Here is a 13,905-nt window from a genome sequence, read left to right as displayed (position 1 = left end):
CCATGGACAACTAGATACCTGAAATGAGTGCTTTCCTGAATATGCGTACTACCCGCCCGTCCCCGCTCCGTCCGCACCAGATCAAACTGGCGGTGCTGCTGCTGTGCGCCCTCGCCACCGGCGATGTCCTGGCCCAGGCGGCACCGGCCGGCGCTCCGGCCGCGGCCAAGCCCGCCGCCGCCAAGCCGGCCGCCAAACCCGGCACCGGCTTCCTGCCGCCGGCGTCCAGCAATGCCCACGTGATCGATTCCGTGTACGTGATCGTCAACGACGAGGTCATCACCAGGCGCGAAGTCGACCAGCGCATGGCCGAGATCACCCAGCGCCTCAAGGCGCAAGGTGCCCAGATGCCGGCCGAGGAAGACCTGCGCCGCCAGGTCGTCGAGGCCATGATCACCGAGCGCGCCCAGCTCCAGCTGGCCAAGGAAATGGGCGTGCGCGTCGACGACACGACGCTCGACCGCGCCATCGGCCGCATCGCCGAGAACCAGAAGATGACCGTGCAGGACATGCGCAACGCGATGGAAAAGGACGGCCTGACGTTCTCCCAGTTCCGCGAGCAGATCCGCAACGAGATCATGATGCAGCGCCTGATCGAGCATGAAGTCGACAGCAAGATCCAGGTCACCGACGCCGAGATCGACACGTACATGGCGGCCGAGAAGGCTGCCGCCGCCGACCGCGTCGAGATGGACATCGCCCAGATCCTCGTGCGCATCCCGGAAAACGCGTCGCCCGAACAGATCGCCGCCCGCAAGGCCAGGGCCGACGAAGTCGAGCGCCAGCTGCGCACCGGTGCCGACTTCGCCAAGATGGCCGCCACGTATTCCGATTCGCCGGACGCGCTGAAAGGCGGCTCGGTCGGCTGGCGCGATCCGGACCGCCTGCCCCCGATCTTCGCGAGCGAACTGCATAAACTGAAGCCGGGCCAGGTCACGCCGGTGATCCGCACCAACGTCGGCTTCCACGTCCTCAAGCTCGCGGGCGTGCGCAAGCTGGCGGACGCGCAGAAGCCCGACCAGGCCGTCGTGCAGCAGACCCACGCGCGCCACATCCTGCTGAAGATCACGCCGACCCAGACCGAAGAGGAAGCCCGCAAGAAGCTCCTGGAAATCAAGCAGAAGATCGACAGCAAGCAGGCCACGTTCGAAGACATGGCGCGCCAGTACTCGAACGACGGCTCGGCCTCGAAGGGCGGCGACCTGGGCTGGCTGTATCCGGGCGACGCGCTGCCGGAATTCGAGAACCCGATGAACGCCCTCAAGCCGGGCCAGGTCTCGGATGTCATCAAGACGCCGTTCGGCCTGCACCTGATCGAGGTCGTCGAGCGTAAGACGCAGGACGTGTCGAAGGAGAAGGAACGCTCGGCCGCGCGCCAGGTCCTCACCGACCGCAAGCGTCAGGAAGCGCTGGAAGACTGGAGCCGCCAGGTCCGCGACCGCGCCTACGTCGAGTTCCGCGAGGACAAATAAGATGTCCCAGGCAGGCACACGCCCTTCGCTGGCCGTCACGGTCGGCGAGCCGGCGGGCATCGGTCCGGAGATCTCGATCCGCGCGGCCTGGGCGCTGCGCCGCGAGGCCCGCTGCGTGCTCGTGGGCGATGCCGCCTTTTTGTCGCTGACGGCCAGCCTGATCGACCCGAGCATCCGCCTGTCCGCGATCTCCACGCTCGCGCTGCGCCACAGCGGCCTGCCGCACTTCGGCCCGGACACGATCCCCGTCGTCGACGTGCCGCTGGACGCCCACGTCGTGCCGGGCCGGCTCGACGCCGCCAACGGCCGCGCCGTGCTGGCGACGCTCGATCTCGCGGTCGAAGGCACGCAAGCCGGCTGGTGGGATGGCATCGTCACGGCGCCGCTGCAAAAGAGCACCATCAACGACGCCGGCGTCGCGTTTTCCGGCCACACGGAATACCTGGCCGAGAAGACCGGCACGCCCAAGGTCGTCATGATGCTCGCGGGCGCATTGGCGTCACCTTCGGGGGCGGATCAGCCGTACCTGCGCGTGGCGCTGGCCACGACGCACCTGCCGCTCAAGGACGTCTCCGGCGCCATCACGCGTGACAGCCTCACGCGCGTGCTCGACATCCTGCACGCGGATCTGGTGCAGAAGTTCGGCATCGCGTCGCCGCGCATCCTCGTGACGGGCCTGAACCCGCACGCGGGCGAGAACGGCTATCTCGGCCGCGAAGAGATCGACGTCATCACACCCGTGCTGGAGGACGCCCGCGCGCGCGGCATCGACGCGCGCGGCCCGTATCCGGCCGACACGCTGTTCCAGCCCAAATACCTGCAGGACGCCGACGCCGTGCTGGCCATGTACCACGACCAGGGCCTGCCCGTGCTCAAGCACGCGACCTTTGGCCGCGGCGTCAACATCACGCTCGGCCTGCCCTTGATCCGCACGTCCGTCGACCACGGCACGGCGCTCGACCTGGCCGCGCAAGGCCTGGGCCAGGCCGATTGCGGCAGCATGGAAGAGGCGATCCGCGTCGCCCTGTCGATGGTCCGCGCGCAACAGAACCCACCCGCATAACAATAATGAAACACGTAGCCCGCAAGCGCTTCGGCCAGAACTTCCTGACCGACGACCACGTCCTCCACGACATCATCGAAGGCATAGCCCCGCACCGGGGCGACACGATGGTCGAAATCGGCCCGGGCCTGGCCGCGATGACGGCACTGCTGCTCAAGGAGCTCGACCACATGCACGTGGTGGAGCTGGACCGCGACCTCGTCGCGCGGCTGGAAAAAGCGTATCCGCGCGAACGATTGACGATCCACGCGGGCGATGCCCTGAAATTCGACTTCGGCGGCATCCCCGTTCCGGAAGGGAAGAAGCTGCGTGTCGTGGGCAACCTGCCGTACAACATCTCCAGCCCGCTACTGTTCCACCTGGCCGACTACGCCCACCTCATCGAGGACCAGCACTTCATGCTGCAAAAGGAGGTCGTGGAGCGCATGGTGGCGGAGCCGGGCACGAAGGCCTACGGCCGCCTGTCCGTGATGCTGCAGTGGCGCTACGACATGGCGCTGCTGTTCATCGTGCCGCCGACGGCGTTCGATCCGCCGCCGCAGGTCGAGTCCGCGATCGTGCGCATGGTGCCGACGAAGCGCCAGCTGCCGGCCGATGCGGCCACGCTCGAAGCCGTCGTGCAGAAGGCGTTCTCGCAGCGCCGCAAGGTGATCCGCAACTGCGTGGCGGGCATGTTCACCGAACAGCAGCTCGTCGATGCCGGCATCGATCCGGGCACGCGTCCGGAAACCGTGGGGCTCGAGCAGTACGTGGCGCTGGCGAATATCCTCAAGCCGGCGTCATAACTTCCCCTGCCGGTAGCGGCGCGCCTTGTCGAACACGCGCGCGCCGATCTTTTTTCCCGCTTCCTGACCCGCCGTGAACGCGGCCGCGTCCAGCCGGTCGCTGCCCGTGAAGCGGCGTAGCGCTTCGGCCGCGGCGCCGGCGCAGGCGGCGTCGACGGATTTCTCATCCATGGCCGCGCTGGCGGCGTCGGCCAGGGCATTGGCGAGCACGAAGAACAGCAGCACGTCGCGGTCGTCGTCGTGCCCGTCCCGTAACGATATGTGCCGGGCCAGCCGGAACCAGTGCGCCGCGACCGCATGCCGCCCGGCGGTGACCGGTCGGTTGACCTCGGCCGGCATCAGCGCGAACGGTTGCTCCCGACGGCAGGCGTCGAGCACGGCCGCCGCCTGCGTGCGGCCGATGCCGGCCGGGCTGAATTGTCCGGCCGCGGCGGCCGGCGCCAGCCCCAGGCTCGCCATGTGGCAATCGACGTCCGGTTGCCGTTCCGGGAACAGGTCGACGAGGACGCGGCGGGCCGCATGGCTCATCGCGGCCGTCTTGCTGGCGGCGTCGCGCTCGGCGCGGGGCAGGCGCACGGCCACGCCGAGCGTCGTCTGGCGCGCGTCGCCGTCGTAGGCGGCCCAGGCGTTGTACACGCAGGTATGCACGAGGGCGAGCGTATGCAGCGCCTGCGCCGTCCCGCTGCACGTTAGCGCCAGCGCATTCCAGCCCGGCACCGTGCCGGCCGGCCGCGCCGCCAGGGGTGCCGTTGCCCCGTCCGACTCCACTTTCAGGATGTTCCGCCGCCCCATGTTCGCCTCCGCTTGTGCCATCGACGAGTATCGCCAGCGAATCCGGCCAGGCTGTTGAGCATGCTCATGCGCCGGCTGCTGTGCCGCAACGCACAATCCGGTTTTTTGCCGCTTTATCCTGCGTTTTATGCAGTTCGTCGCAGTCCGCTGGAAGGGACGGGGACGTGCGCCTACAGTGACACCATACCGAGCCGATTACGGCCCCCGACGAACCGAACGACCACTCAGGAGAAGCAAAATGAACGTCCTCAAAAACATGGAAGCCATCTTCCTCGCAGCCGCCGTCCTCGTGGGTGTGACGAGCGCCGCGCACGCCGCCAGCGTGACCAGGCACCAGCGCTACGACGCCCAGGTGACGATCGAAGGCCAGCAGATGGCCGTCGTCAAGGTGACGGCGAAACGCCTCGCCGCCGTCGACAAAGCCGCCATCTGAACCTTGAACCGGACTGAAGGAGAATAGTCATGAACATCCTGAAAAACATGGAAGCCATCTTCCTCGCAGCCGCCGTCCTCGTGGGTGTGACGAGCGCCGCGCACGCCGCCAGCGTGACCCGGCATCAGCGCTACGACGCCCAGGTGACGATCGAAGGCCAGCAGATGGCCGTCGTCAAGGTGACGGCGAAACGCCTCGCCACCGTCGAGAAATCGCGCGCCTGATGCGGCGCGCGCCGCAGGGCAAAAGATCGAGCAAGAGATGGAACCTGCTGCCGCCCGGCAGTGAATGAAGCCAGAACGGCCCGGCTGCCACGCAGCTCGACGGCGCCGTCCACAGCAGGCCGCACAGGCCGTAGATCGCACCACACAACGCACCCGATGAGGACATCGACGGCATGCCGCCGCCGGTCCCGTGTCGCCCCGCGGGCAAAAAAAAAGCCCGCTGTGAGGCGGGCTTAAATCCAATTCTTTCTGAGGAGAGTTGGAGGAGACAGGTGCAATTATGCTGCATCACAGCATATCAGTCCAATTTCTGTTTCGGATATTCGATATTCGAAATTTCCATATCTCCTACAGGCCGTCGCGTGCTGCTTATTTATTGGTCACGCAGGTCACGACCAGGTTGTTTACACCGGGGCTCGTTGCCGCTTCCGCCGCATCGTCCATCGTGCCGCCGCCCGTGCCGTTGGTGCCGCCGCCGGTGACGGTGCAGGTCTGGGCCGGGCTGGTTGGCTGGGTCAGGACGGTCACGCCGTAGGTCGAACCGTAGGGCACCGGGTTCATCGTGAGCGTCACGTCCGCGCCGGTCGGGGCGTTGTTGGCGTCCACGGCGGGGCTGACGCCGATGGTGCCCGTCGTACTGCCGTTGGCGAGGACGAGGCCGGTGCCGGTCAGGCCCTTGACGGTGCCGGTGAGCGGATACGTGTTGATGGCACAGGCATAGCGGATGTCGATCTTGGCCAGCTGGCCGGCCGTGCCGTATGCCGGGAACAGGTTCGGCGAGCATTGCTGGTGCTTTGGCAGGGCGCCGCCCGTCGCGGCGTGGTTGACGACGGTCGCGCCTTTCGGGACGACTTCATACTCCTGGCCGTACTCGATCGAGTTCGGGAAGGTGAGGACGACATCCGGGACAATGGCGTCCGTCGCACTGGTGGCGGACGGCGGGTTGACGGTCAGGTCCTGGCCGTTCGTGCTCAGAACGAGGCCCGGGTATCGCACATTGCTGACCGTGACGGTGATCGGGAACGTGGCCTTGCCGCCGCCGCCGCAGGAGGCCAGCGTCGCCATGATCGCGAGGGCGAGGGCCGGACGCGCGAAAGAAAACTTCATGTAGGTCTCTCCAGGATTAAGAGCAAGTGACGGTGACGGTCGTACCCTCGGCGGCCGAGCCCATGATGCCCGAGCCGTTGCCGCTGCTGCCGCCGCTGACCGTGCAGGTCTGGCCGGTCGGCTGGGTGAGGACGGTGACGCCGTAGGCGCCGTCTTCGTACACCGTCGCGAACGACACCGAGCTGGTGCCCGCCGGGACGTCATGGCGATCATCGCCGTTGACGATCACGAGACCGCTGCCCGTCAGGTTCTTGATCGACGCCGTCAGCGGATGTTGAATGATTTTGCACACAACGCTGATCTGGGCGATCGTGTAATAGTTGGCGCGCGCCTTGCCGTTGTTCACTGTGCAATCGTCGATCTTGGCAACGTTCGACGGCACGGCCTTGACCTTGATGTCGAACTGGTCGTCCGTCGAAATCCGGTTATTGAACTGGAACGAGGTATACGGCGTCGTCACGGCAAGGTCTTCGCCGTTATTGGTCAGCACCAGGCCGTCCTTGGTGACGTTGCCAACCGTGCCGGTCAGGTACAGGTCGCCGCTCCCGCCGCCGCAGGCGGACAGGCCCAGCGCGCATGCCAGCGCTACAACGCCGGCACGCAGGATCGAGCTCTTCATAAAATCTCCACAATGGAATGAGTGGCGCGCGAAGGCGGCGCCGGTACGGCCGAATAGAAAAATGCCCATCATTTTAGTGCATTTGCCAAGCAACGGCCTCATTTGCCTTTGTATCACGGTGTAACCATGAGCCCGTGTCCGGCGCGGCATTGCTTTTCGGCGCCGCCCTCGTTATGCTTGACCTGCTCCTTTCCACTGTCCAAGCTTCGTTTCCGGAGCCGCAATCCCACATGAACACGCGCCGTGCCTGGCCCAAGGCCATCCTGTTCGACCTCGACGACACGCTGTGGCCCATCGCCCCCGTGATCCTGCAGGCCGAAGAGACGTTGTTCGCCTGGTTGCGCGAGCACGCGCCGCGCGTGGCCGAGCGGTTTACCATCGACACCCTGCGCCAGGCGCGCCTGGAACTGCTGGCGCGCAAGCCCGAATTCCACCTCGACCTCGGCAAGCTGCGCCACGCCGGCCTCGTGGAGGCGTTCCAGGAAGCGGGCGAGGATGCCGCCAAGGTCGAGCATGCGATGGCGCAGTTTTTCGCCGCGCGCAATGCCGTGGTCCCGTACGACGATGTGCTGCCGGGCCTGCTGCGCCTGAAGAACCACGTGCTGATCGGCTCGATTTCGAACGGTAATGCCGACCTGCGGACGATCGGCCTGTCGCACCATTTCAAGGTGTCGGTGGCGGCGTCGCAGTTCGGCGTGGCCAAGCCGGATGCGACGATCTTCCTGGCCGCGTGCGCGGAACTGGGCGTGGCGCCGGAGGACGCGGTGTATGTCGGCGACGACGTGCTGCTCGACGTGCGGGGCGCCCAGCGCGCCGGCCTGCGCGCGGTGTGGATGAACCGCACGGGGTCGACCGGGCACCTGGAACACGAGGTGGTGCCGGATGCGATCGTGCGCGACTTCGACGAGCTGCTCGACTGGCTCAAGCGCGAACACGGATAACGCACACCGTCGATCGAACGTGCATAATGAAAGAAATGACAACAACCGGACAGTCCGTTCCGTTCCAAGGCCATGCAACTCGATAACCGTGCACAAACCCTGTTGAAAGCCCTGGTCGAGCGCTACATCGCCGACGGCCAGCCGGTCGGTTCGCGCGCGCTCTCGAAGATTTCCGGCCTCGACCTCTCGCCCGCCACGATCCGCAACATCATGGCCGACCTCGAGGAAATGGGCTACGTCGCCAGTCCGCACACGTCGGCCGGCCGCATTCCCACGCCGCGCGGCTACCGCCTGTTCGTCGACACGCTGTTGACCGTGCAGCAGATCGACGAGAACGCCGTCGAGGCCGGCATGCGCCTGCCCGCGCACCAGCCGCAGAAGATGATCGCCAACGCGGCCCAGATGCTGTCGTCCCTGTCGCAGTTCGCCGGCGTCGTGCAGAGCCCGCGGCGCGAATCGGCGTTCCAGCAGATCGAATTCCTGCGCCTGTCGGAAAAGCGCATCCTGCTCGTCATCGTCGACCCGCGCGGCGACGTCCAGAACCGCCTGCTGCTGACCGACGTCGACTACACGCCGTCCGAACTGATCCAATCGGCCAATTACCTGAACCAGCATTTCGCCGGCCTGTCGTTCGACGAGGTGCGCGGCCGCCTGACGGGCGAACTGCGCCAGCTGCGCGACGACATGGGACGCCTGATGCAGGCCGCGGTGGAGGCCGGCAGCGAAGCGCTGGCCGAGACGGACGATATGGTGATCGCGGGCGAGCGCAACCTGCTGTCCGTGGCCGACCTGTCTTCCAACATGAGCTCGCTGCGCCAGATGTTCGAGATGTTCGAGCAGAAAACAGGCCTGATGCAATTGCTCGACGTATCGAGCCGGGCCGGCGGCGTGCAGATCTTCATCGGCGGCGAATCGAAGCTCGTGCCGATGGACGAGATGAGCGTCGTCACGGCGTCGTACGAGGTGAACGGCAAGATCGTCGGCACCCTCGGCGTCATCGGCCCCACGCGTATGGCCTACGAGCGCGTGATCCCGATCGTCGACATCACGGCCAAGCTGCTGTCGAGCGCGCTGAGCCACACATGAGGGGGTAGGGTGGGCCGCCTCCGCCCACGCGTGACGTTCGCGTACCGCATACGTTACGCGTGGGCACGTTTCATTTGAGGCCCCCGGCCTCAAATGCCCACGCTACCGGTTTGCGCCTGGTTTAGTGCCGGTGCGGGCAGTCGGTCTTCTGGCAGTGGCCGTAGATGGCCAGGGCGTGCTCGGCGATCTTGAAGCCGCGTTCGCTGGCGATCTTTTGCTGGCGGCTTTCGATTTCGTCGTCGTAGAACTCTTCCACGTGGCCGCAATCGAGGCAGACGAGGTGGTCGTGGTGCGATCCGGCGTTCAGCTCGTAGATCGCCTTGCCGGTTTCAAAGTGATTGCGGTTCAACAGGCCTGCTTGCTCGAACTGGGTCAGCACCCGGTAGACGGTCGCCAGCCCTACGTCCATATTTTCGTTCAGGAGGGTCTTGTAGACGTCTTCCGCCGTCAGGTGCCGCACCGCGCTGTTCTGGAAAATTTCCAGGATTTTTAGCCGAGGCAAGGTCGCTTTCAGGCCGCTGGCTTTCAGGTCGGTTGGATTGTTGCTCATGTTTTGTTACTCGGATATGGGCGGAGTGCTTTATGATATAGCGTTTTGATAGCTCCCGCCTCATCGATTTTTAAGGTCAGATATGCGCATTAACGCCGTTTTACATCGTTCCCACGCCCGGGCAGCGCTCGTGGCCGGCCTCGCCTGCATGACGTTGGCGCTGTCCGGCTGCGCCGCCTGGCGCAACCAGACCCAGCCGGCAGCCCCGGTGAGCACCGCCCCCGCCGCGGTCGCTGCCGATGCCGGCAAGTCCGCGGCAATCGCGAATTCGGGCGCGCAGACGACGACCGTCACCAAGCTGCAGAAATTCCTCTGGATCTTCTCGCCCTACCGCCCGGACATCCAGCAGGGCAACTTCGTCTCGCAGGAAATGCTGAACCAGCTGAAAGTCGGCCAGACCCGCGACCAGGTGAAATTTATTCTCGGCACCCCGCTGCTGCAGGACGCCTTCCACGCGGACCGCTGGGATTATCCGTTCTACCTCGCGCGCGGCAACGGCGAGCTGACCACCAGCCGCGTCACCGTCTTTTTCAAGGACGACAAGGTCGACCACTTTGACGGCGGCAACCTGCCGACGGAACGCGAATACATCAATCGCCTGATCGGCATCTCGAAATACGAAACCCAATCCGAGCAGGAGTCGTTGGACGAACTCAAGCGCAAGCGCGACGAGGCAGCCAAAGGCGGTGGCGGCGGAGGACAATGATGACCCAACTGAAAATCGCCGTCGCCGGCGCCAGCGGCCGCATGGGCCGCATGCTGATCGAAACCATCGCCGCTGCGCCGGACGCCCGGCTGGCCGGCGCCCTCGACCGCGAAGGCACCCCGTTCATCAATGCGGACGCCGGCGCGTTTTCCGGCCAGCTGACCGGCGTCGTGATCCAGTCCGACCTCGACAAGGGCCTGGCCGACGCCGATTTCCTGATCGATTTCACGCGTCCGGAAGGCACGCTGCGCCACCTGGAATACTGCGCCGCGCACGGCATCAAGATGATCATCGGCACCACCGGTTTCGATGACGCCGGCAAGGCCGCCATCCGCGCCGCCGCCGACAAGACCGCGATCATGTTCGCCCCGAACATGAGTATCGGCGTCAACGTCACGATGAAGCTGCTGGAACTGGCAGCCAAGAATTTTTCTGAGGGCTATGACATCGAGATCATCGAAGCCCACCACCGCCACAAGGTCGATGCCCCGTCCGGCACGGCGCTCAAGATGGGTGAAGTCATCGCCGACGCCCTCGGCCGCGACCTCAAGGCATGCGCCGTCTACGGCCGCGAAGGCGTGACGGGCGAGCGCGACCCGTCGACGATCGGCTTCGCCACCGTGCGCGGCGGCGACATCGTGGGCGACCACACCGTGCTGTTCGCCGGCATCGGCGAACGCATCGAGATCAGCCACAAATCGAGCAGCCGCGTCAGCTACGCCCAGGGCTCGCTGCGCGCCGCGCGCTTCCTGGCCGACAAGCCGACCGGCCTGTACGACATGCAGGACGTGCTGGGCCTCAAGGGCTGACGCACACGCCCGCCGAACTGGACGGCTTTGCCGGCGATCTGCTGGCATACTCTCCATGACTGCCGTCGTTCCCGGCACTGCCGGAAACGACTCCCCGCGGAGGCGGGATTCAATTTTGTAAGCCGACCGCCTGCGCAGGGGCGGCGTTGTTTTACGTTACCTGACAGGAGATCTTCCATGGCCACCGTCGAATTGAACGGCGCCGCGATCACCGACGCGGACAGCTTCCACGTCGAGAGCCGGCGTGCGTTCGGCTTTCCCGATTCGTATGTGCACACCATGGATTCCTGGGTCGATTGCCTGAGCTATCTGCGCGACGAAGACGGCATGAGCAGCGTCCGCCTGAAAAAGGACGAGGTGCTGCACATCGTCGTGACGCACTCGGAAGCCCTGCGCGAACGGGCGCCGGACGTGCTGGAAGAGATGGCGTTCTGCATCATCGGCATCAACGAGCGCTACGAGGATTACGGCGAGAAGCCGGCGCTGGAGCTCGAGCTTCGGTAATACGGAAACGCGTTCAATCGTAGGTCGGCACCCTGTGCCCACGCGTAACGCCAACACGCCGCATACGTCCGCGTGGGCACGGGGTGCCCACCCTACCGCGCTACCGCCGCCGGTTGACGAACGAGCCGGTATAATGTTCTGCTCACCTCCTTCAGTCCGCAGAACATCATGCAAGATAAATATAGTCCAGCCGAAGTCGAACAGGCCGCGCAGGCCTACTGGAAGTCGATCGACGCGTATAAAGCCGTCGAGAACGACCCGCGTTTCCCAAAAGGCAAGTATTACGCCTGCTCGATGCTGCCTTACCCGTCGGGCAAGCTGCACATGGGTCACGTGCGCAACTATACGATCAATGACGTGATGTACCGCTATCTGCGGATGAACGGCTACAACGTGCTGATGCCGATGGGCTGGGACGCCTTCGGCATGCCCGCCGAGAACGCGGCGATGGCCAACAACGTGCCGCCCGCGCAGTGGACGTATTCGAACATCGCCCACATGCGCGGCCAGATGGAGTCGATGGGCCTCGCCATCGACTGGTCGCGCGAAATGACCGCCTGCAAGCCGGACTACTACAAGTGGAATCAGTGGATGTTCCTCAAGATGCTCGAGAAGGGCATCATCTACCAGAAGACCGGCACCGTGAACTGGGACCCGGTCGACCAGACCGTGCTCGCCAACGAGCAGGTCATCGACGGCAAGGGCTGGCGCTCGGGCGCGACCGTGGAAAAGCGCGAGATCCCGATGTACTACGTGCGCATCACGGACTACGCCGACGAACTGCTGGACCACGTCGAGAACAAGCTGCCGGGCTGGCCGGAGCGCGTGCGCATCATGCAGGCCAACTGGATCGGCAAGTCGACCGGCGTGCGCTTCGCGTTCCCGCACGTGATCATGGACGAGCAGGGTGAGCTCATCAACGACGGCAAGATGTACGTCTTCACGACGCGCGCCGACACGATCATGGGCGTGACCTTCTGCGCCGTCGCGCCGGAACACGCGCTCGCGCAGCACGCCGCCAAGGACAATCCGGAACTGCAGGCGTTCATCGCCGAGTGCAAGCAGGGTTCCGTCATCGAAGCCGACATGGCGACGATGGAAAAGAAGGGCATGCCGACCGGCCTGTTCGTCACGCACCCGATCTCCGGCGAGCAGGTGCCGGTCTGGGTCGGCAACTACGTCCTGATCACGTACGGCGACGGCGCGGTGATGGGCGTGCCGGGCCACGACGAGCGCGATTTCGCGTTCGCCAAAAAATACGACCTGCCGATCAAGCAGGTCATCGCGGTCGAAGGCGAGACCTTCTCGCTGGACGGCTGGCAGGAGTGGTACGGCGACAAGGAGCGCGGCGTCGTCGTCGACTCGGGCAAGTACGACGGCCTGGATTACACGTCGGCGGTGAATGCCGTCGCCGGCGACCTCGCGAACCTGGGCCTGGGCGACAAGAAGGTCACGTTCCGCCTGCGCGACTGGGGCATCTCGCGCCAGCGCTACTGGGGCACGCCGATCCCGATGATCCACTGCGACAAGTGCGGCACGGTGCCGGTCCCCGAGAAGGACCTGCCGGTCGTGCTGCCGGAAGACTGCGTCCCGGACGGCAGCGGCAATCCGCTCAAGAAACACGAAGCCTTCCTGAAGGTCGACTGCCCGTGCTGCGGCGCGCCCGCGCGCCGCGAGACGGACACGATGGACACGTTCATCGATTCGTCCTGGTACTACATGCGCTATACCTCGCCGGGTTCGAACGACGCGATGGTCGACCCGGCCCGCAACGATTACTGGATGCCGATGGACCAGTACATCGGCGGCATCGAGCACGCCGTGCTGCACCTGCTGTACGCGCGTTTCTGGACGAAGGTCATGCGCGACTTCGGCCTCGTGACGTTCGACGAGCCGTTCGTCAACCTGCTCACGCAGGGCATGGTGTTGAACGAGACCTATTATCGCGAAGAAGAGTCGGGCAAGAAGACCTGGTACAACCCCGCCGACGTGACGCTGACGTTCGATGAACGCGGCCGTCCGCAGTCGGCGGTGCTGAAGGAAGACGGCCAGCCGGTCGTCATCGGCGGCACCGAGAAGATGTCGAAGTCGAAGAACAACGGCATCGACCCGCAGGCGCAGATCGAGCAGTACGGCGCCGATACGGCCCGCCTGTTCACGATGTTCGCCGCGCCACCGGAGCAGACGCTCGAGTGGTCGGAGTCGGGCGTGGAAGGCGCGAGCCGCTTCCTGCGCCGCGTCTGGGCGTTCGCTTACGCCCAGCGCGAGCGCGTCGCCGCGGCGCTGGCCGGCCAGCAGGCCGGCACGCTGGATGAAGCGCAGAAGACGCTGCGCCGCGAAGTGCACAAGGTGCTGCAGCAGGCCGACTACGACTTCAAGCGCATCCAGTACAACACGGTCGTCTCGGCCTGCATGAAGATGCTCAACACGCTGGAGTCCAGCAAGCTGGCGGAAGGTGCTGCGAGCGACGCCGTGATCGCCGAAGGCCTGTCGATCTTCCTGCGCATGCTGAACCCGGTCGCGCCGCACATCACGCACGCGCTGTGGCAGGAACTGGGGTACGCCGGCAAGTACGGCGATATCCTCAACGTGGCCTGGCCGGAAGTGGATCCGGCCGCGCTGGAACAGGCGGAGATCGAACTGATGATCCAGGTGAACGGCAAGCTGCGCGGTTCGGTGAAGGTGGCCAAGGATGCCGACAAGGCCGCCATCGAGGCCGCCGCGCTGGCGTCGGAATCGGCGCAGAAGTTCATCGAAGGCACGCCGAAGAAGGTCATCGTCGTCCCCGGCAAATTGATCAACATCGTGGTGTAA

The 13,905-nt window shown here is 65.2% G+C and carries 15 protein-coding genes; 11 read left to right on the top strand and 4 right to left on the bottom strand.

The window, feature by feature from the left end; translation table 11 throughout:
• The first annotated feature begins 41 nt into the window (after positions 1-41).
• The 3 genes from U9J41_RS15590 to rsmA are packed head-to-tail and all read left to right on the top strand — an operon-like array spanning position 42 to position 3,320.
• Entirely contained in the window at positions 42-1,472 is a 1,431-nt protein-coding gene (locus tag U9J41_RS15590; RefSeq protein WP_322403104.1) for a peptidylprolyl isomerase, read from the top strand.
• 1 nt (position 1,473) lies between these two features.
• Positions 1,474-2,535 (top strand): 4-hydroxythreonine-4-phosphate dehydrogenase PdxA, encoded by a 1,062-nt coding sequence (pdxA, locus tag U9J41_RS15585; protein ID WP_322403103.1) that lies wholly within the window; start codon positions 1,474-1,476, stop codon positions 2,533-2,535.
• 5 nt (positions 2,536-2,540) lie between these two features.
• Positions 2,541-3,320 (top strand): 16S rRNA (adenine(1518)-N(6)/adenine(1519)-N(6))-dimethyltransferase RsmA, encoded by a 780-nt coding sequence (rsmA, locus tag U9J41_RS15580; RefSeq protein ID WP_322403102.1) that lies wholly within the window; start codon positions 2,541-2,543, stop codon positions 3,318-3,320.
• Here the strand turns inward: rsmA and U9J41_RS15575 are convergent.
• Entirely contained in the window at positions 3,315-4,112 is a 798-nt protein-coding gene (locus tag U9J41_RS15575; protein ID WP_322403101.1) for a DUF6851 domain-containing protein, read from the bottom strand. The genes rsmA and U9J41_RS15575 overlap by 6 nt on opposite strands.
• Before the next feature lie 238 nt (positions 4,113-4,350).
• Here U9J41_RS15575 and U9J41_RS15570 point away from each other — a divergent pair, with 238 nt between their 5' ends.
• On the top strand, positions 4,351-4,545 hold the full coding sequence (locus tag U9J41_RS15570; protein WP_322403100.1) for a hypothetical protein: 195 nt from the start codon (positions 4,351-4,353) through the stop codon (positions 4,543-4,545).
• A 29-nt stretch (positions 4,546-4,574) separates the two neighbouring features.
• Positions 4,575-4,769 (top strand): hypothetical protein, encoded by a 195-nt coding sequence (locus U9J41_RS15565; protein WP_322403099.1) that lies wholly within the window; start codon positions 4,575-4,577, stop codon positions 4,767-4,769.
• Positions 4,770-5,138: 369 nt separating this feature from the next.
• Here U9J41_RS15565 and U9J41_RS15560 read toward each other — a convergent pair whose 3' ends face one another.
• The gene (locus tag U9J41_RS15560; protein ID WP_322403098.1) at positions 5,139-5,876 is read right to left on the bottom strand and encodes a hypothetical protein; all 738 of its coding nucleotides are present in this window, start codon (positions 5,874-5,876) and stop codon (positions 5,139-5,141) included.
• 16 nt (positions 5,877-5,892) lie between these two features.
• Complete coding sequence (locus U9J41_RS15555; protein WP_322403097.1) at positions 5,893-6,495, bottom strand: hypothetical protein; 603 nt, start codon at positions 6,493-6,495, stop codon at positions 5,893-5,895.
• A 230-nt stretch (positions 6,496-6,725) separates the two neighbouring features.
• On the opposite strand from U9J41_RS15555, the gene U9J41_RS15550 reads away from it, so the two are divergent.
• Together U9J41_RS15550 and hrcA are read left to right on the top strand one after the other, a co-directional pair.
• Positions 6,726-7,436 (top strand): HAD family hydrolase, encoded by a 711-nt coding sequence (locus tag U9J41_RS15550; RefSeq protein ID WP_322403096.1) that lies wholly within the window; start codon positions 6,726-6,728, stop codon positions 7,434-7,436.
• Positions 7,437-7,508: 72 nt separating this feature from the next.
• Entirely contained in the window at positions 7,509-8,522 is a 1,014-nt protein-coding gene (hrcA, locus tag U9J41_RS15545) for a heat-inducible transcriptional repressor HrcA (protein ID WP_322403095.1), read from the top strand.
• Positions 8,523-8,643: 121 nt separating this feature from the next.
• On the opposite strand, the gene fur is transcribed toward hrcA, so the two are convergent.
• A complete protein-coding gene (fur, locus tag U9J41_RS15540; RefSeq protein ID WP_036234473.1) occupies positions 8,644-9,072 on the bottom strand; it encodes a ferric iron uptake transcriptional regulator in 429 nt (142 codons plus the stop codon).
• A gap of 130 nt (positions 9,073-9,202) precedes the next feature.
• Here fur and U9J41_RS15535 point away from each other — a divergent pair, with 130 nt between their 5' ends.
• From U9J41_RS15535 to leuS, 4 genes are all read left to right on the top strand, one after another.
• On the top strand, positions 9,203-9,778 hold the full coding sequence (locus tag U9J41_RS15535) for an outer membrane protein assembly factor BamE (RefSeq protein ID WP_322403094.1): 576 nt from the start codon (positions 9,203-9,205) through the stop codon (positions 9,776-9,778).
• Positions 9,778-10,587: a 4-hydroxy-tetrahydrodipicolinate reductase gene (gene dapB / locus U9J41_RS15530; RefSeq protein ID WP_322403093.1), complete on the top strand. Its 810-nt coding sequence runs from the start codon at positions 9,778-9,780 to the stop codon at positions 10,585-10,587. Before U9J41_RS15535 ends, dapB begins: the two co-directional genes overlap by 1 nt.
• A 177-nt stretch (positions 10,588-10,764) precedes the next feature.
• Positions 10,765-11,091: a barstar family protein gene (locus tag U9J41_RS15525; protein ID WP_322403092.1), complete on the top strand. Its 327-nt coding sequence runs from the start codon at positions 10,765-10,767 to the stop codon at positions 11,089-11,091.
• Between the two features lie 168 nt (positions 11,092-11,259).
• The gene (gene leuS, locus U9J41_RS15520; RefSeq protein ID WP_322403091.1) at positions 11,260-13,905 is read left to right on the top strand and encodes a leucine--tRNA ligase; all 2,646 of its coding nucleotides are present in this window, start codon (positions 11,260-11,262) and stop codon (positions 13,903-13,905) included.

Origin of the sequence: Massilia luteola, from assembly GCF_034420155.1 — a bacterium.
Taxonomy (GTDB): Bacteria; Pseudomonadota; Gammaproteobacteria; order Burkholderiales; family Burkholderiaceae_D; genus Telluria; species Telluria luteola.
Note: the sequence above shows the minus strand (reverse complement) of the source record. Positions and strands in the feature narration are given on the sequence as shown.

What these genes read in the sequence shown, in the direction of transcription:
- leuS (WP_322403091.1), top strand. Translation starts at nt 11,260, where the DNA reads ATGCAAGATAAATATAGTCCAGCCGAAGTCGAACAGGCCGCGCAGGCC.
- U9J41_RS15550 (WP_322403096.1), top strand. Translation starts at nt 6,726, where the DNA reads ATGAACACGCGCCGTGCCTGGCCCAAGGCCATCCTGTTCGACCTCGAC.
- hrcA (WP_322403095.1), top strand. Translation starts at nt 7,509, where the DNA reads ATGCAACTCGATAACCGTGCACAAACCCTGTTGAAAGCCCTGGTCGAG.
- U9J41_RS15565 (WP_322403099.1), top strand. Translation starts at nt 4,575, where the DNA reads ATGAACATCCTGAAAAACATGGAAGCCATCTTCCTCGCAGCCGCCGTC.
- rsmA (WP_322403102.1), top strand. Translation starts at nt 2,541, where the DNA reads ATGAAACACGTAGCCCGCAAGCGCTTCGGCCAGAACTTCCTGACCGAC.
- fur (WP_036234473.1), bottom strand. Translation starts at nt 9,072, where the DNA reads ATGAGCAACAATCCAACCGACCTGAAAGCCAGCGGCCTGAAAGCGACC.
- U9J41_RS15555 (WP_322403097.1), bottom strand. Translation starts at nt 6,495, where the DNA reads ATGAAGAGCTCGATCCTGCGTGCCGGCGTTGTAGCGCTGGCATGCGCG.
- U9J41_RS15590 (WP_322403104.1), top strand. Translation starts at nt 42, where the DNA reads ATGCGTACTACCCGCCCGTCCCCGCTCCGTCCGCACCAGATCAAACTG.
- pdxA (WP_322403103.1), top strand. Translation starts at nt 1,474, where the DNA reads ATGTCCCAGGCAGGCACACGCCCTTCGCTGGCCGTCACGGTCGGCGAG.
- U9J41_RS15570 (WP_322403100.1), top strand. Translation starts at nt 4,351, where the DNA reads ATGAACGTCCTCAAAAACATGGAAGCCATCTTCCTCGCAGCCGCCGTC.
- U9J41_RS15575 (WP_322403101.1), bottom strand. Translation starts at nt 4,112, where the DNA reads ATGGGGCGGCGGAACATCCTGAAAGTGGAGTCGGACGGGGCAACGGCA.
- U9J41_RS15525 (WP_322403092.1), top strand. Translation starts at nt 10,765, where the DNA reads ATGGCCACCGTCGAATTGAACGGCGCCGCGATCACCGACGCGGACAGC.
- U9J41_RS15560 (WP_322403098.1), bottom strand. Translation starts at nt 5,876, where the DNA reads ATGAAGTTTTCTTTCGCGCGTCCGGCCCTCGCCCTCGCGATCATGGCG.
- dapB (WP_322403093.1), top strand. Translation starts at nt 9,778, where the DNA reads ATGACCCAACTGAAAATCGCCGTCGCCGGCGCCAGCGGCCGCATGGGC.